The following is a 16,272-nucleotide window of genomic DNA, read 5'->3' on the forward strand; positions in this document are numbered from 1 at the left end:
GACAAAAGACGACCCACGGGTCGTCTTTTTTTAGGCCACCTGCATGGGGCTGGGGCTGCGGATCGCCATCAGGCGGTCGATGTCGACGAGGATCAATCTACGTCCCGCCAGCGTGCCCATACCCAGCAGATAATCGGCTTCCGCCTCGCCCAGGCCGGGCACGGCGGCGATGTCGGTGGGCGCCAGGCTGACGATATCGGTGATGCCATCGACCACCATGCCCATCACGCCATTGCTCAACTGCAGGATGATCACGTCGGTGGACGGGTCGGGCGCGCCCCGGGTGCTGCCAAACGCGGCGCGCATGTCGACGATGGGGATGATCACGCCGCGCGAGACAGCCACGCTGTGCAGCACTTCCCCTTCCGAGGAAAAGCGGTCGAGTTCCTTCAGCGGGCGCAATTCCCGCACGCAACGATAATCGAGGCCGTATTCCAGGCCGCCCAAGCGGAAGCTCAAGTACTGCGTCAGGTATTGCACGGTGCTACGTTCCGCCGTTGTTGCGGCGCCAGGCGTCGTCGTGGGCTGCATGATGATCCTTTCATCCGGTAAGCGCTGCCAGGATGCGCAGTGGCGCAACGTTGGCCCCATGCTAACCAGCATCGCCGCAGGCGGCGTTGAGAAACATCAATTTTCCAGGACGACATCATCGACCGGCCGGCCCAGCCTTGCGCCGGCGCAGCCATCTTCCCTTACAATACCCCCATCGTTTCCCCACAGGCAGGCCATGCAACACCTCGTCAATCCCGCTGAAGTTGAATTTTCCGCCATCCGCGCCCAGGGCCCGGGCGGGCAGAATGTCAACAAGGTGTCCAGCGCCATCCATTTGCGCTTTCCCATCGCCGCCTCGTCGCTGCCGGAAGCGTACAAGGAGCGGCTGCTGGCCTTGCGCGACAGCCGTATCAGCAAGGATGGCGTGCTGGTGCTCAAGGCGCAGCAATCGCGCAGCCAGGAACAGAACAAGGAAGAAGCCTTGCGGCGCTTGCAGGAAATCATCGACAGCGTGACCTTCCTGCCCGCCGTGCGGCGCGCCACCAAGCCCACGCGCAGCTCGCAGCGGCGCCGCCTCGACAGCAAGAGCACGCACAGCGTGCTCAAGCAATCACGTGGCAAGGTCACCGACTAAACGTTATGGTGGCGGCTGGTAAGTCCAGTCCAGGCTGCCACTGCTGTCCGCAAACACGCTCTGCGTGGCCGGCGTGGCGCTGCGCAACAGCGCCTTGATCTCTTTCGGCGGCCGGTCGTAGACCTTGGCCGGTCCGGATGGCACGACCATGGTGCGCACCGCCGTTTCGCCATCGACCAGACCCAGGCTGCAGCGCGATTGGCCGGCCGTCGCTTGCCGCTGCTGGCGCACTTGCTCCACCAGCGCCAGCATTTGCGCCTGCAGGATTTCCGACTGTTTCACCTCCACGCGCAGGCGCGCCACTTCCTTCAGCACGGGGCCGATGCGCGCGGCCAGCTTGTCGTATTGCAGTTGCTGCGCCGGCTGCAGCTGCAGCTCGCCGCGCCGCAGCTGGCCCGCCAGGGCCAGGTAGTTGTGCACCTCGGGCAATTGCGCAATGGCATCGATTTCCTGCTGACGCTTGTGCTGCGCCTGCAGGTACTGGGCCGCCTTCTCCAGGCTTTCCGCAATTTTCTGCTCCAGCGCGCTCAAATCGGGCACCAGCGGGAACAGCAGCATCTCCACCTGCTTGCGCGGACCGGCGCTGCCGATGCGGATGGTACGGGCCGCCACGGCGCAGCCTTCGGCCAGCTCGATGACGACTTCGTCGGCGATGATCTCGCAATTGCTGGCATGGTCGATCACCACGCGCGTGCCGGCGATGACGCAACTTTCCGCGCGCTTCACGTGCACTTCGCCGCTCAGCGCCTGCAGCACGGAACCGGAAGCCACGCCCTCGACGCGCACGTCGCCATGCTCGTTGAAGGCCGTGCCGCCTACCAGGTTGCGCTGCAACCATATTAATCCCCCCTGCGAGTGCAGATGGCCATACACGTCGCCATGGATGGTGATGTCGCTGCCGTCGAGCTGGCGCTGCTCCTGCACTTCGCCATATTCTTCATACGCGGCGCGCAGCTTCAGATTGCCCGTGGTGCGGCTGCTGACGCCTTCGCGGCTGACGATCTTGTTTTCGATGGACATCTTGCCGTGTTCATCGACATTCACATAGCCATCCTGGGTCGCCACGACGTAATCGCCATCGCTGAAGCGCTCGACCGCCGTGCCCGCACCTGCCACCGCCGCCGGGTCCAGCTCCAGCGGCGCGGGCGGCGGCAACAGCGTGCCGGCCAGGTCGTAGCCGGACAAGCCGGGCGCACCGGGCAGCAGCCGCAGCAGGCGCACGTGTTTCTTCACTTGCGGAAAACGGTTCTTGAAACTGAGCAAATCCAGGCGGCCATCGGAGCGTTCGCGCGGCGCGTCGTCGCGGTGCATGCCTTGCGACACTTCAAGCAGCCGGGCGTCGCGCCCCGGCTGCGGCGGCAGTGCACGCGCCACCGTGATGCGTTCGGCTTTGCCGCTGCCCAGAATGGCGCGCACGGCCGCGCCGTCGATGCCATAGTGCACGCCCTTGCACCACAGGTCGGCCACCAGCTCGTCAAACTCGCGGCGCGCCGGCACCTGGCCATCCGCGTCAGGCGACAGCGCTTCGAAGTAAAACTCGGCGCTGTCGCCATGGATCTTGACTTGCTTGTACAGCGCGCGGCGCTGGGGCGGGAATGGCGCCACGCGGGCGGCGATGCGCAGCAAGACATCGCCCTTGTGGGCGGTGCGGGGCGCGGGGGCATGGAACAGGGTCAGCAGGAACAAAGCGTAATCGAGACCCACCAGCAGTTGCCCCGACTGGAACAGCTGGTCGACGGCGGCGCGCAACTGTGCGGGCGCCAGGGACAGGTCGAGCCACACGCCCTCGTCGCGCTGGACCAGGCCGCGCGGCAAGCTGCCCGCTTGGGCAACATCAGGAACGGGTGTGTCGTCGTCGCTCACCACTTGCCTCCCCCAGCAACACATTCAGAGAATTGCCTCAGTGCCCTGGAACAATATCACGGGGCGTGGCGGCGTGCCTGACTCGGCAAAAATGTGCTTGCCAGATGCAAACAGGGCCATGTCTTGCGAAATGGCCCTGTCGGATGAAAAGTGTAATGGCTAGCGGCGCGGCGGGTTGGAATAGATGTCCTGGCCCACTTCATTGATCTGGCGGCGCAGGTCGCGGCGCTCGTCGGGCGTCATGCGGCCCGTGCGGCGCGAGGCGTCGGCGCCCTCGTTGGCGCGGCGCTGCTCTTCGGCGCGCGTGTCGAAACTGCGTGCGTCACGCTGTTCGCGCAGTCGCGTATCATTGCTATTGCTGCGTTGTACCTGTTCATAGCGCTGGGCCTGCACTTGCGGCTGGTCGTCACGGCGTGGCGGCGGCTGGTTTTGTGCCAGCGCCAGGCTGGCGGCAAACACGGAACAAACGGCAAATGCGCACAGCACAGTCGTACGTGCGGCAATAGCTGCGCTGGGAGCGTCGTGAATTTTTTTAGTAAAGATATTCATTGATTTCCTCTTCCGCGATGCCGTATAAACTTAAAGCTTAATTCCACTGTGGCCCCAGTGTATGATGCTTTACACGGTGCAGTAAGAGTAATTGGGTAAAGTTTGTAACACTTTGTAATGGGTCGCCATACCCCCTTGCCGACGCCGCGCGAGGCGTTACTATAGCAACTAATATAAGATAACACGACACCTTAAATGACCACAATTTCCACCTCCGGCAGCAACACGACTACGCAATCGATTCACGGCCACCAGGCAAAAATCATGGTGGTTGATGACGATGTGCGCCTGCGCGACCTGCTGCGCCGCTACCTGACTGAACAGGGTTTCAATGTCTTCACGGCAGAGAGCGCGACGGCCATGAACAAGCTGTGGCTGCGCGAACGCTACGACTTGCTGGTGCTCGATTTGATGCTGCCCGGCGAAGACGGCCTGTCGATCTGCCGCCGCCTGCGCGGCGCGGGTGACCAGACACCGATCATCATGCTGACGGCCAAGGGCGAAGACGTGGACCGCATCGTGGGTCTGGAAATGGGTGCCGACGACTACCTGCCGAAACCGTTCAACCCGCGCGAACTGGTGGCCCGCATCGGCGCCGTGCTGCGCCGCAAGGGTCCCGATGAAATCCCCGGCGCGCCGTCGGAAACGCCGCAAACCTTCGAATTCGGCGAATTCGTGCTGGACCTGGGCACGCGCACCCTGAAAAAGAGTGGCGAAACGGTGCCCCTGACAACAGGCGAATTTTCCGTGCTGAAAGTGTTTGCCCGCCATGCGCGCCAGCCGCTGTCGCGCGAGAAACTGATGGAACTGGCGCGTGGCCGCGAATACGAAGTATTCGACCGCAGCCTGGACGTGCAAATCTCGCGTCTGCGCAAGCTGATCGAACCCGATCCGTCTAGCCCGCTGTTCATCCAGACCGTGTGGGGCCTGGGCTACGTCTTCATCCCGGACGGACAGCCGCGCTGATCGCAGGCAAGGCATGATGAAGCTTGTTCCCGATATCAGCCTGGCGCGGCTGAAAAGCGGCCTGTTCTGGCGCACCTTTTTGCTGCTCGGCACCTTGACCACGGTCAGCATGATCACCTGGATCGGCATGATTTCCGTCATCCAGCGCGAGCCGCAGGCGCAGCAGATTTCCGCCCAGATCATTTCCGTCGTCACCATCACGCATGCGGCACTGACGCACTCGGCACCCGAGCTGCGGCGCGAGCTGCTGTTCGACCTCGTCAGCAACGAAGGCATCCGCATCTTCTCGCTGGAAGAGGACGACCGCATCGAGCCGCCGTCCGAGAATTACCTGATGCCCGACATCGAGGCGCTGGTGAAAGCCAAGCTGGGCAAGGACACGCGCTTTTCCGCGCGCGTCAACGGCGTGGCCGGTTTCTGGGTCAGCTTCAAGATCGACGACGATGAGTACTGGCTGATGCTGGACCGCGAGCGCCTGCGCGGCCTGACGGGCTTCCAGTGGCTGGGCTGGGCCAGCCTGGTATCGCTGCTGTCGCTGCTGGGCGCAGCCATCATTTCCAGCCTGATCAATTTACCGCTGTCGCGCTTGACGGCGGCCGCGCGCGACATCGCCAAGGGCAAGCAGCCGGCGCCGCTGCCGGAAAAAGGCCCGATCGAAATCATCGAGGCGAACCGCAGCTTCAACCAGATGGTCGATGATTTGAAGCAGGTGGAATCGGACCGCGCAGTGATTTTGGCCGGCATTTCGCACGATTTGCGCACGCCGCTGGCGCGCATGCAGCTGGAAGTGGAAATGGCCAACCTGTCGGACGAGGCGCGCCTGGGCATCCAGTCCGATATCGGGCAAATGGACGCCATCATCGGCCAGTTCCTCGACTACGCCAGGCCGACGGAAACGTCGACCTTCACGGACGTGGACTTGAGCGGCTTGCTCAGCGACATGACGCGCGAAGCGATGCGCCTGCCGGACGTGAAGATCAATGCCACCATCGCGGAAGGCGCGCATGCGATGGGCAATCTCACCGACCTGCGCCGCGTCATGAACAACCTGATCGAAAATGCGCGCCGCTATGGCAAGACGCCGGGCAGCGATGTGACGGAAATCGATATCGCCTGCCAGGCGCGCACCAGCCACGGCGTGAAAAAGGTGATTATCGAGGTGCAGGACCACGGCACGGGCGTGCCGGCGGAAAAGATCGAGCAACTGATGAAACCGTTCACACGCCTCGACACGGCGCGCGGGCAAGCCAACGGCGCCGGCCTGGGCCTGGCCATCGTCGACCGCGTGCTGCTGCGCCATGGCGCTGAATTACAAGTGCGCAACCGCGAAGGCGGCGGCCTGGCGTTTCAGATCAGCTTGCCGGCCATATGAAACTGAACGGCACAGAAGCGCCGTTCAGTGACGTTCAAGCTGGCGCCTGCTTTTGCACGAGCAATTTATTCATCAACAATTCCGTCGCCCCGTAGCCGTACAGCGAATCGCTTTCCATGCCCGGCGTATCGAAGGGTATCGATTCCTCACGGTTCAGCTTGGCAGGGTCGGCATCCGCATAGCTGGCGCGCCAGGCGCGCTGCAAGGATTCATTGCGGCGGATAAAGGCCGGCATGGGCCAGGCATCGCGTTCCCAATGGCTGCTGTCGCCCAGCAGGGGCCAGCGTTCGTTGAGCAGGGCCATGTCGCCCGTGCGCAGGCGGCGCACGGCCTGTTCCGGCCGCAAGCCTTCCAGTTCGTCCAGCGCAGGCAGGCTGTCGCGCTTCGGCCCGAACATGTACGCCAGCATGATGCGCCCGGAAGGCGCCCTGCGCGCTACCACGCCGACGGCATAGCCGCCGCCCGGCAAGGGCACGGCAAACCAGCTGCCTTCTCGGTATGGTAATGATCTCATCGTTGCAAACTCTCCCAAAAAACGTGTTCGGGGCACAGTCTACGCGATGCAAGGCGACAGTGGCGCATGGTACGCCACGACAACAAACCAATCGTTACGCTATTTTTTCATCATAGTGGTACTGCGCAACAATCGGCCCGGCCTTGAACAACGCTTCCTTCATGGCCGTGTCCAGTCGCGCATCGCGGCGGCGCATCCATTCGAGCAGCATGGCCGCTTCCTTGCGGCTGGTGTCGCCTGCATGCGCCAGCACGCGGCGCAGCTCCGGGTCCGTGCACGCCTCGAAGCGCTGGCTGTTCAAGTCCAGCGCCTGCAGTGCGGCGATGGTGGCGCCGATGGCGCGATGCATGTCGAGTGCCGTGGCCGGCAAGCCCGTTTCTTCCAGTGGGACGGTGGTCATGCGCATTCCTTTTCGCGTGGTGGTGATATCGGCTGCATTCTCCACCGCGCGGCCGAAAAGCTCAAGCGTCCACGACACGTTTCCACCCGTTCGGCCATAATCATGGCTCAGCAACAGCCTACACTTCAGCGCCAGGAGCCCCATGTTCAATTTCGACTTTTACAATCCGACGCAAATCCTCTTCGGCCAGGGCCAGATCGCCGCCATCGCCAGCCTGATCCCGCCGCAGGCGCGGGTCCTGATGACCTACGGCGGCGGCAGCATCAAGCGCAACGGCGTCTACGATGAAGTCAGGGCGGCGCTGGCCGGCCATACGGTGCTCGAATTTGCCGGCATCGAACCCAATCCCAGCTACGAAACCCTGATGCAAGCCGTGGCCATGGTGAAAAACGAGCGCATCGATTTCCTGCTGGCCGTCGGCGGCGGCTCCGTGGTCGATGGCACCAAATTCATCGCCGCCGCCGCCCTGCATGAAGGCGATGCCTGGGACATCCTGGCGCAAGGCGGCAAGATCGTCGAGGCCGCCCTGCCCTTCGGCACGGTGCTCACCTTGCCGGCCACGGGTTCCGAAATGAATGGCTCGGCCGTGATCACGCGCAAGGCCACGCAGGAAAAGCGCTCGTTCATGAGCCGCAAGGTGTATCCGAAGTTCTCCGTGCTGGACCCGTCGAAGACGTTTACCTTGCCGCTGCGCCAGGTAGGCAATGGCGTCGTCGATGCGTTTGCGCATGTCATGGAACAGTACCTGACCTACCCTGTGAACGCGTCGGTGCAGGACCGCTTCGCCGAAGGCATTTTGCTGACGCTGATCGAGGAAGGCCCGAAAGCCCTGTCGCACCCCGACGACTACGACGTGCGCGCCAACGTGATGTGGAGCGCCACCCTGGCCTTGAACGGCCTGATCGGCGTGGGCGTGCCGCAGGACTGGTCCACGCACGCCATCGGACACGAATTGACGGCCCTGTATGAACTTGATCACGCGCAAACCCTGGCCATCATCCTGCCCAGCATGCTGCGCGTGCGCAAGCAAGCCAAGCGCGCCAAGCTGCTGCAATACGCGGCCCGCGTGTGGGGCCTGGACGGCGGCGACGAAGATGGCCGCATCGAGGCGGCCATCGCGCGCACGGAATTCTTCTTCCGCCACATGGGCGTCAAGACGCGCCTGGCCGACTACGGCCTGAACCATGCCAGCGTGGATGCCGTCGTGGCCGCCCTGGAAGCGCACGGCATGACGGCCCTGGGCGAACAGCGCGACATCACGCCCGACGTCAGCCGCAAGGTGCTGGAATTGAGCTTATAGATTCAAGCCACACTGTTGTAAAACGGTCAGCCAGGTGGGACAGCTGGCCGTGCTTCATGCTAAGCTGTCATTTCGCTAGGGGTCCTGGAGCAGTCATCCGGGTGAGAGATACCCTTCGTACCTGATCTGGATAATGCCAGCGAAGGAAAGCGCAAAGTACCTCCCTCCTTTGATAGCTCCTGCGTTGGCGCCAGCCGAACAAGCAGCCTGCCGTATTCTTTCCCCAGAGACGGCTTGAACCACGAGCAATCTATGTCCACACCGAATTTATCTATTTCCGTTTTGACCCTGGCCATCCTGCACGCGTTTGCCGCGCCCGCCTCTGCCTCCGACGCAGCCGACCCGCAAGCCCAAAGCATGGCTGAAGTCGTCGTCACGGCCAGCAAGGCGCCGGCCGCCAAGCGCGCCTCCGTGGGCGGTTTTTCCGACGCGCCCCTGCTGCAGACGCCCGCGTCCGTCACCGTCATTGCGCAAAAAGACATGCAGGACTTGCAAATTCGCAATCTCAGCGATGCCGTCAAGCTCGACACCAGCATCAACGACGCCTACAACGCCGTCGGCTATGCGGAGCAATTTTCCATCCGCGGCTTCAAGCTCGACAACAATTCCAGCTACCGCAAGGATGGCGTGGCCATTCCCGGCGACACGCAAATTCCGCTGGAAAACAAGGAACGCATCGAAGTCCTGAAAGGCCTGGCCGGCTTGCAGGCGGGCGTCGCCGCGCCGGGCGGCGTGATCGACTTCATCGTCAAGCGCCCGACCGCCGCGCCGCTGCGCACCGTCACCGTGGAAACGCGCGAACGGGGCACCCTGTACGGTGCCATCGACCTGGGCGGCCGCCTGGAAGACACGCGCTTCGGTTACCGTGTCAACGTCGCGGCCGAGCGCCTGCGCTCCTACATCAAGGGTGCGGATGGCAACCGCAAGTTCATTTCCGGCGCCTTCGACTGGCAAATCTCGCCGCAAGCGCTGCTGCAAATCGATGCCGACTACCAGGACAAGGCGCAGGCGACGGCGCCCGGCTTCCAGCTGCTGAATAACACCACTTTGCCGACCGGCATCAGCGCCGACGCCATGCTCAACCTGCAGCCGTGGACGCGCCCCGTGGAAACCGTCACCAGCAATATCGGCCTGCGCTTCCAGTACGCGTTCAATGACGACTGGCACGCCACCCTGTCGGCCAACCAGCACTCGTTCAAGCGCGACGACTACACGGCCTTCCCGTATGGTTGCAGCGGACAAGACCTGTATCCGGGCTTTTGCGGCAATGGCGACTATGACGTGTATGACTACCGCAGCCTGGGCGAGACGAAAAAGCCGCTGAGCGCGCAAGCCATGATCCAGGGCAAGTTCGCCACCGGCTCGCTACGCCATGAATTCACGGCCGGCGTGTCGACCTTCCGCCGCAAGGACCGCGCCGGCCTCTACGTGTACGACTGGGTAGGCGTGAGCAACATCTACCGGCCGCAGATCGTCGGCACCTCGCCCGGCGTCACGGGCCCCGTGCGCCTGGTGCGCAAGGATACGGAAAACGCCGTCTTCGTGCAGGATATCGTCAGCCTGGCGCAAAACTGGAAGTTGCATGGCGGCTTGCGCCATATCAATGTCGACGGCTACCAGTATGTGCTCAAGGCCGACACGGAAATCCGCGCCAAGCACGACTTCCTGCTGCCCAACGTGGCGCTCGTCTACACCCCGCTCGACAATATCTCCGTATATGCGGCCTACTCGCAGGGCATGGAACATGGCGGCACGGCCGACCGCAAGGCGATGAATGCCAACGAAGAGCTGACACCGAGCCGCTCGAAGCAGATCGAATTGGGCGTGAAGATGGATGTGACGCCGGACTTCATGCTGGCGGCCAGCCTGTTCCATATCCGCAAGGGCCTGGAATTCCAGAACGCTGCCGGCTACTTCGTGCGTGAAGGCCAGGCGCAGCACCGTGGCCTGGAATTATCCGCGCAAGGCAAGGCGGGCCGCGACCTGAACCTGGGCGTCTCGCTGACGGCCCTGAACAGCCAGCAATCGAACACGGGCGAGGCATCGCTCGACGGCAAGCGCGTGCCCAACGTGCCCGCCTTCAAGGCGGCCGTGCATGCGGATTACGCCGTGCAACAGGTGGCGGGCTTGAGCGTCAACGGTAGCTGGGAATATGCGGGCAAGAAAGCATTTGAGTACAACAACACGACCTTCGTGCCGTCCTACAACGTGTTCAAATTGGGCGCTGCCTGGGCCACGCGCATCGCCGGTAAGACAGCCGTACTGCGCGCCGCCGTCAACAACGTGGCAGACAAGTTCTACTGGCGCGACGTGACGCCGGAATCGGATGGCTATCTGTACCCGGGCGCCAGCCGGACATTTAAACTGTCGGCGCAGTTCGATTTTTAATTGAGGGAAATGGCAGGCGCTGCAGCGAGCGCCTGCAGCAGCAAAGGCGCCGCCTGTTCCAGGCGCGCCTCCAGGTTGTCGCGCAACACGTGGTAGACGATGCCGCGCGCGTCGAGCTCGTCGAGCAGGTAGCGGTAGATCAGCTGGCGCACGGCTTCCGACTCGCGCTGCAAGCCGTCGGCCACCCACGGGCTGTCGGGCGCCGTCACCAGGGTCACGTCGTAGTGCGTGGCATCGGCCAGCGCCGCCAGCTGCGCGTCCGCGCCATCAAAATAATGGCGGCTGTAGACGGCCGTCATCAAGGGCGTGGTATCGCAAAACAGATAGTTCCGGGCTTGCGCGGCGGCTGCCGCTTCGCGTTCGACTTGCATGCGCGCAATACCATACTGGTCGGCCGCGACGGGCACCCTGCCCTGCGTTGCCACGAATTCGCGCAAGTATTCCGGTACCCAGACGCTGCCGTAGCGCTCGGCCAGGGCGGCCGCCAGGGTCGACTTGCCCGACGATTCCGCGCCCAGGATGGCCACGCGCACGCAAGGCGCCATCACTTGAGGACCATGGCGTCGGGCGCGGCCGGTGCCGACTTTTTCCACGCCAGCAAGCCGATGATGGCCATCACGACGAAGAAGCCATACAGCACGGCCGTCAGGGTCAGGCCCTTGTGCAGGTACAGCCAGACATACAGCACGTCGACGACGATCCAGGCGATCCAGTTTTCCAGCTTCTTGCGCGACAACAAGAATTGCCCCACCAGGCTGCCTGCCGTGAGGAAACCATCCGCATGGGGCACGTCCGTGTCCGTCGTCGTCAGCAGCCCGGCAATCAGCAGGAAACCGATCAGCCAGCCCGCGGCGCAGGCCAGCCAGCCGCGGCCATCGAGGCGCGTGACGGGCAGGGTCTTGCCGCCGCGGGCTGGGTGCAGCCACTGATACCAGCCCCAGAACGAGACGCTGATGAACAGCAGTTGCAAGGCCATGTCGCCATACAGGCGCGACTCGAAAAACACGAAACCGTAGGCAGCCGAGGAAATGATGGCGAACAGCCACGCCCAGTGATTCTGGCGGATGTTCAGCGCAACGGTTGTCAGTGCCAGGACAAAGGAAATCAGTTCAAGCGGCGTGGTGGCAAAACCCAGCAGGAGAAGCGTATCGTTCATGGGAATCGTGATGAGGCTGGTGGCGCAGTATGCAATACCGGCCATGAATAAGCAAGATTGCCCGCGCCGTCACGCCCCTTTCTCCTCAGGCAAAGCCCCCCTTGACGGCGCGCGCCAGCGAACGCTGCACGATCAGCTTGTGGAAAGGCCGGATCAGCAGGATGTAGGCGCGTCCCACCCTATTGTGGCAATGCACGACGCTGGCCACGGTGACGCTGCCGAAATGTTCCTGCCCCGCGTCGCGCTGGCGCAGCACCGAGATGCGGAAATCGAGATGGCTGTCATCCTCGCCCACGATGATTTCATCGTCGCTGACGGCAAAGATGCGGAAGATGCCGATGCGCTTGCCTGGCCTGGCCTCCATCTGCTTTGCCGTCCGGATGCCGAAGCGCGCCACGATGGCGTCACGCAGCAGCATCAACTTGCGCGCCCAGCCCGGCTGGCTGCCCAGCAGCTGGCGCGCCAGGCTTTCCATGTCCAGCTCGCCGGCGCGCGCGTTCGGCAGCTCGACGGCATACGCGTCGGCCAGGTTGCTGCCCGGATACAAGGGGGCGATGCTGGCGCCCGGCGGCAAGGCCACGGCGCGGACGGCGAGGTTCATCTCTTGCATGTGCTCTCCATGTGTTCAGTGATAACATGACCATCATACACGACAATGTGAACAGCGATAACATAGAATGACAACAACGAGTAACTATCATCACGGCAACTTGCGCGACACCCTGGTCGCCACCGCCATCGCGCAACTGGCGCAGCAGCACGACGCCGCCCTCTCGCTGCGTGAACTGGCGCGCACGGTGGGCGTGTCGATCGCCGCCGTCTACCGCCACTTCCCCAGCAAGGAAGCCCTGCTGGCCGAGGTGGCGGCGGCCGGCTTCGCCAGCCTGATCGTCAAATGGGAGGCAGAACTGCCGCCGCCGGGCAGCCTGCCCGCCGAGCAGCGTTTTCAGCTGCTGGGCCAGCAATACATCGAATTCGCCCTGGCCGCGCCGGCCCACTACCGGCTGATGTTCGAGCACCAGGACGTGCGCCAGTTCCCCGCCCTGCAGGAAGCGGCGCAAGCGTGCTTCCAGTATGTGCTGCAGACGGCCGGCGCGGCCGTGCGCGAAGCGGGCCTCGATGCGCGCTGGGACAAGGCCGCCGCCAGCGCCGGCTGGTCGCTGGGGCACGGCTACGTGATGCTGCTGCTGAGCGGGCGCCTGGCCATGGCGGACAGCGGCGACGAGCTATCGCCAGCGATGGTGCCGCGCTTTTTTCAGTTGCCGGTGGCGGCCTTGCGGCAGGCGCATCAGCCAGCGGGAGAAAAGCAATAAAATGAATCAGTGACCAGCAGCACAGGTGCAGATTGCACGTCCGTCCTCCCCTCATTCAGAGCAGACGCTACCGTCCAAAACTGACGATTTACACACCATGCGGCCGGCAATGGCGGCGGAAGCTCACGCAAGGAGGCCTTGGCGCACTTGCTCGAGCAGGCGCTCCTCTTCGTCCGTATCGGCATCGACTTGCGTGACCACGGTCCAGAACGGCGTGCACGTCTTGATGTGCTCGAAAGCATGGCTCGTTTCCAGCCGCACCATCGTTTTCCTCAGGCTGTGCAGATAGCCCTCCTCGATGGCGCAGAGCAATTCATCATCGGCAGCGTCAATCAGCTCGCGCAACGCATCTTCGATCCTTGCGTGGCCCTCCTCCCACAGTTGGCCAATTTCCGGCACGTCGGCTTCCATGCACTCGTTCGACCAGTCCGGAGGATAGTCATCGCGCTGCCGGTTATCGGGATCGATGTCAAAGCTCAACGAAATGGACGGAAGCGATACGGCATTGAAGGCAAAGGCTGAAAATGCCTGATCCTTGAAAGCGGACGCGCCCAGCAGCGCCAGCGAGGCGCTGGCCAGCCTGAACCAGGTTGCTTCAACGTCATAGACCGTTTCAAACGCGTGCCAATCCGGCGGCATATCGGGAGTATCGGGCATGGGGGCCTGTCGTAAAAGAATAGCGGTGGATAGTGGAGGAATTATACGTGGCACTTCCCGCGCGACAGACGGCAGCATGTGTGCAGTACGCGCATGGGCGTCAGGGGACGGTTTATCTCTGTGGCAGACTGAATGACTTGCTGTACTTGCTCATGATCTGTTTGATCTCGCCGCTAGCCGAGAGCTTATCGAGCGCCTCTTTCAGTGCCCGAGTCGTTTCCGGCTTTGCGGTTTTCTTGGAAATAAACAAAATGAAATCGTTGCTGCCCAGGACGAGCGGAACGCCTATGTCTTCCGGTTTCACGCCGCCCATGTACGCGCCGTAAAACAGGCCCATACTCGATCCCACCCCCGCGTCCAAACGTCGCATCGCCAAGATCTTTGCCATGGTGACATAGTCATTGACGGGATACTTCTGGATCGCCTTGTCGGTGTCGAATTGCTCCACATATTTGCTGGTGCGTACCACGCCGACGGTCTTCCCGTGCAATTCGCTCAGCTTGCTGTAGTTCTTGCCGGATGGGTCCACGAGGATGACAGGCATGGACACGACGACGCCTGCCGGCACTGCGCCGCGCGTCATTTGATCGTTGCCGAAGCGTATGATCACATCGGCGCTCCCGTTTTCAATATCGGCGCCGGTTCTGGGATAAGGGATAACGGACAAGGGACAAGGGACAAGGGAATTGGTGTAGCGCAAGCCTGCAACTTCCGCGATGCGATTGCCGATTTCGTACATCATGCCGGTGGGCTGGCCGTCGCTCCCCATGAATCCCCATGGCGGGCCGAGAATGGTGGCAATCTTGAGCGGTTCGCCGAGCGCCTGGCCAGGCAGCGCCAGCAAGATAGCGAGCATTGCAAACAGCCTGACAACTTTCATTTTCATCACTTTTTTAGATGCGTGGATTCAATTGATCCCGCGCATAGTGTATGCCCGATTGGCCTGGATGCACTGCATGACGATCAATTTTCCATCAGCTTTGTGCTGCTGGAAGGGACATATCCATCAAATGCCACGTCACCTCGTCGTCAGGCAAATCGAGCAGCCAGTCGCGGCGCGGTTGCGGGAACGGCGCGCCCTGGGTCAGCCAAGCCTGGCGCCAGTATTGGTTGACGATGGCCTGCAGCGGATGGTCCGCCGCTACCCACGGTTGCCAGACGCCGCTGACCGGACAGGCTTGCCCGCGAGCACAGCTCAACCATGGCTCGGGCCGCGCCACATCGCGCAGCAAACCGCGCGCCGCGCGCGGTTCCACGGCGCCTTGGTTGTGCCGTATCGTCAGGCACTGTTCCCACGTCACGGGGCCATAACGGCTCTTGCCAGCGGCAACCAGCACGCTGAAATGGCGGAACTCTTCGCCTTTGCGCAGCAGCCGGGCCGGCTCCGTCAAGCCCTGCCCTTGGGCGGGTTGCCAATACGCCGAAAATGGCGCGGTCGGCGCATCGCTGTGCAAGCCGGCAGGGCGCAGGGCATAGTCGGCGGCCAGGAAATACGGCTCCCGGGAAAGTGCGGCGGCGCCCGGTTTCGGGATGGACGGCGGCGGACGAACGCCCATGGCGGCGTCAAGCAGGCTCTTTCGTTGACCATCCCACGGCGGCAGATCGGCCGGTGGCAATGGCAAGATTTTATCGAGGTTGGGAAAGCGGCGATTGGGGTTGAAACCGAGGGCACGACTAAGTACGCCGTAACGTTCCGCTCGCGCCTTATCAATATACGGAACCAGCATATTTGCAAGATCAAACGGATCGCCGAATTCAATCGTGAGTTTGTTTGCGCATTTCTCGCAGCCCAGCCTTACTCCGGTATGTAATACTTGCAAAGCACGTTCTTTGGTTTCAGTTGTTCTTTCCCCATCAGACGTGCCGTCAGGCGTTCTTAATACAACATATAAATAAGATAAATCATATGCGGATGGGCCATATCCCTGCCCCAGCGTGCACTCCATCATCTTGATTGCCACAGGAATATTACCCCACATTTCGGCACCAGGATAATCTTTTCCTGCGGTTAGTTTTTCTCCTAAAAAATCCATCGCTTGAGGATTACCCATCTGTGCTGCCTTTTGCCAGAAGGCATAGGCACGCGTGATGTCGCCGTTGACACCCGTGCCATTCGCGTAATACGTCCCCATCCGGTCATATGCCGCCGGAATCCCGAGCCGCATCGCCTTTTCAACCAGTTGCACCGCTTCTTCCTCTCCATGCAAGGGATCGCGCCCTTCCACATACAAGCTGGCCAGATTGAGCATCGCCTTCCAGTGCAACCGCTCTGCCGCTTGACGCGTCAGATCAACGATTTTTTTGTAATCGCGGTCTTCCACGAAAATTTCAGGGTCTTCCATGGCGCGCGCTTCGAGGAACCAGTCCTCCGCTTGCGCATCGATGGGCGGTACTTTGCTCGCCTCGGTTTCGCAAATGAAATCAGGAACATGGGGATTGAAAAGTGGCAGGCTTTGGTTGCGTGGCAGGACTTCTTTCGTGTCGTTTGGCATTTTGCAGGCAAGCAGGCAGCACAAGAAGATAAGCGACGCCAGGCGTCCTTGAGGTGTACTGTCAATAGCGGACACTCTTGTTTCAAGCCGCCCGTGTCTGTTTGCTGAATTTTTCAGCGAACAACGCGGGCGGAACATTGCCGAGGCGCGAGTGGCGCCGCTGGCGGTTGTAAAAG

17 protein-coding genes and 1 riboswitch are annotated in these 16,272 nt (G+C 62.2%); of the genes, 6 read left to right on the top strand and 11 right to left on the bottom strand.

The annotated features are described in order from the left end of the window. Nucleotides 1–30 precede the first annotated feature (30 nt). Nucleotides 31–531 (bottom strand): chemotaxis protein CheW, encoded by a 501-nt coding sequence (locus tag CSZ94_RS01810; RefSeq protein WP_102119908.1) that lies wholly within the window; start codon nucleotides 529–531, stop codon nucleotides 31–33. Between the two features lie 196 nt (nucleotides 532–727). Between CSZ94_RS01810 and arfB the strand changes: the two genes are divergently transcribed. Further along, nucleotides 728–1,126: an alternative ribosome rescue aminoacyl-tRNA hydrolase ArfB gene (gene arfB, locus CSZ94_RS01815; RefSeq protein ID WP_034749850.1), complete on the top strand. Its 399-nt coding sequence runs from the start codon at nucleotides 728–730 to the stop codon at nucleotides 1,124–1,126. 3 nt (nucleotides 1,127–1,129) lie between these two features. On the opposite strand, the gene CSZ94_RS01820 is transcribed toward arfB, so the two are convergent. Together CSZ94_RS01820 and CSZ94_RS01825 are read right to left on the bottom strand one after the other, a co-directional pair. After that, nucleotides 1,130–2,989, bottom strand: coding sequence for a flagellar assembly protein A (locus CSZ94_RS01820; RefSeq protein WP_180977324.1), 1,860 nt, complete (start codon nucleotides 2,987–2,989; stop codon nucleotides 1,130–1,132). Between the two features lie 159 nt (nucleotides 2,990–3,148). Then, the gene (locus CSZ94_RS01825) at nucleotides 3,149–3,538 is read right to left on the bottom strand and encodes a hypothetical protein (RefSeq protein WP_102119910.1); all 390 of its coding nucleotides are present in this window, start codon (nucleotides 3,536–3,538) and stop codon (nucleotides 3,149–3,151) included. A 264-nt stretch (nucleotides 3,539–3,802) separates the two neighbouring features. On the opposite strand from CSZ94_RS01825, the gene ompR reads away from it, so the two are divergent. Together ompR and CSZ94_RS01835 are read left to right on the top strand one after the other, a co-directional pair. Further along, nucleotides 3,803–4,504 carry an osmolarity response regulator transcription factor OmpR gene (gene ompR / locus CSZ94_RS01830; RefSeq protein WP_258000724.1) on the top strand — a complete coding sequence of 234 codons (702 nt, stop codon included), beginning with the start codon at nucleotides 3,803–3,805 and terminating at the stop codon, nucleotides 4,502–4,504. Between the two features lie 13 nt (nucleotides 4,505–4,517). Next, nucleotides 4,518–5,876, top strand: a complete 1,359-nt coding sequence (locus tag CSZ94_RS01835; protein WP_102119912.1) for a sensor histidine kinase — start codon at nucleotides 4,518–4,520, stop codon at nucleotides 5,874–5,876. Nucleotides 5,877–5,910: 34 nt separating this feature from the next. Here the strand turns inward: CSZ94_RS01835 and CSZ94_RS01840 are convergent, their stop codons facing one another. Next, nucleotides 5,911–6,390 (bottom strand): Imm26 family immunity protein, encoded by a 480-nt coding sequence (locus CSZ94_RS01840; protein ID WP_102119913.1) that lies wholly within the window; start codon nucleotides 6,388–6,390, stop codon nucleotides 5,911–5,913. Between the two features lie 94 nt (nucleotides 6,391–6,484). Further along, the gene (locus CSZ94_RS01845) at nucleotides 6,485–6,790 is read right to left on the bottom strand and encodes a ferritin family protein (RefSeq protein WP_258000723.1); all 306 of its coding nucleotides are present in this window, start codon (nucleotides 6,788–6,790) and stop codon (nucleotides 6,485–6,487) included. A gap of 142 nt (nucleotides 6,791–6,932) precedes the next feature. Here CSZ94_RS01845 and CSZ94_RS01850 point away from each other — a divergent pair, with 142 nt between their 5' ends. Together CSZ94_RS01850 and CSZ94_RS01855 are read left to right on the top strand one after the other, a co-directional pair. Next, nucleotides 6,933–8,090 carry an iron-containing alcohol dehydrogenase gene (locus tag CSZ94_RS01850; protein ID WP_102119915.1) on the top strand — a complete coding sequence of 386 codons (1,158 nt, stop codon included), beginning with the start codon at nucleotides 6,933–6,935 and terminating at the stop codon, nucleotides 8,088–8,090. Nucleotides 8,091–8,157: 67 nt separating this feature from the next. Next, nucleotides 8,158–8,255: riboswitch (TPP riboswitch) on the top strand. Between the two features lie 87 nt (nucleotides 8,256–8,342). Continuing rightward, entirely contained in the window at nucleotides 8,343–10,478 is a 2,136-nt protein-coding gene (locus CSZ94_RS01855; protein WP_102119916.1) for a TonB-dependent siderophore receptor, read from the top strand. On the opposite strand, the gene CSZ94_RS01860 is transcribed toward CSZ94_RS01855, so the two are convergent. The 3 genes from CSZ94_RS01860 to CSZ94_RS01870 all read right to left on the bottom strand — a co-directional run bounded on the left by CSZ94_RS01860 (nucleotide 10,475) and on the right by CSZ94_RS01870 (nucleotide 12,244). Then, on the bottom strand, nucleotides 10,475–11,023 hold the full coding sequence (locus CSZ94_RS01860) for an AAA family ATPase (protein WP_102119917.1): 549 nt from the start codon (nucleotides 11,021–11,023) through the stop codon (nucleotides 10,475–10,477). The two genes, CSZ94_RS01855 and CSZ94_RS01860, sit on opposite strands and share 4 nt — an antisense overlap. Then, nucleotides 11,023–11,634: a nicotinamide riboside transporter PnuC gene (gene pnuC / locus CSZ94_RS01865; RefSeq protein ID WP_102119951.1), complete on the bottom strand. Its 612-nt coding sequence runs from the start codon at nucleotides 11,632–11,634 to the stop codon at nucleotides 11,023–11,025. The genes CSZ94_RS01860 and pnuC overlap by 1 nt, the downstream gene beginning before the upstream one ends. An 85-nt stretch (nucleotides 11,635–11,719) precedes the next feature. Continuing rightward, nucleotides 11,720–12,244 (bottom strand): DUF2867 domain-containing protein, encoded by a 525-nt coding sequence (locus CSZ94_RS01870; protein ID WP_102119918.1) that lies wholly within the window; start codon nucleotides 12,242–12,244, stop codon nucleotides 11,720–11,722. 67 nt (nucleotides 12,245–12,311) lie between these two features. Here CSZ94_RS01870 and CSZ94_RS01875 point away from each other — a divergent pair, with 67 nt between their 5' ends. After that, the gene (locus tag CSZ94_RS01875) at nucleotides 12,312–12,947 is read left to right on the top strand and encodes a TetR/AcrR family transcriptional regulator (RefSeq protein ID WP_102119919.1); all 636 of its coding nucleotides are present in this window, start codon (nucleotides 12,312–12,314) and stop codon (nucleotides 12,945–12,947) included. 123 nt (nucleotides 12,948–13,070) lie between these two features. Here CSZ94_RS01875 and CSZ94_RS01880 read toward each other — a convergent pair whose 3' ends face one another. The 3 genes from CSZ94_RS01880 to CSZ94_RS29145 form a co-directional block, all read right to left on the bottom strand. After that, entirely contained in the window at nucleotides 13,071–13,604 is a 534-nt protein-coding gene (locus CSZ94_RS01880; protein WP_102119920.1) for a hypothetical protein, read from the bottom strand. A 112-nt stretch (nucleotides 13,605–13,716) separates the two neighbouring features. Next, nucleotides 13,717–14,490, bottom strand: a complete 774-nt coding sequence (locus tag CSZ94_RS01885) for a substrate-binding periplasmic protein (RefSeq protein ID WP_102119921.1) — start codon at nucleotides 14,488–14,490, stop codon at nucleotides 13,717–13,719. Nucleotides 14,491–14,578: 88 nt separating this feature from the next. Beyond that, the coding region (locus CSZ94_RS29145) for a tetratricopeptide repeat protein (RefSeq protein ID WP_219725956.1) at nucleotides 14,579–16,272 on the bottom strand (1,694 nt) is incomplete at its 5' end.

It is taken from the genome of Janthinobacterium sp. ROICE36 (assembly GCF_002869965.1).
Taxonomy (GTDB): Bacteria; Pseudomonadota; Gammaproteobacteria; order Burkholderiales; family Burkholderiaceae_D; genus Janthinobacterium.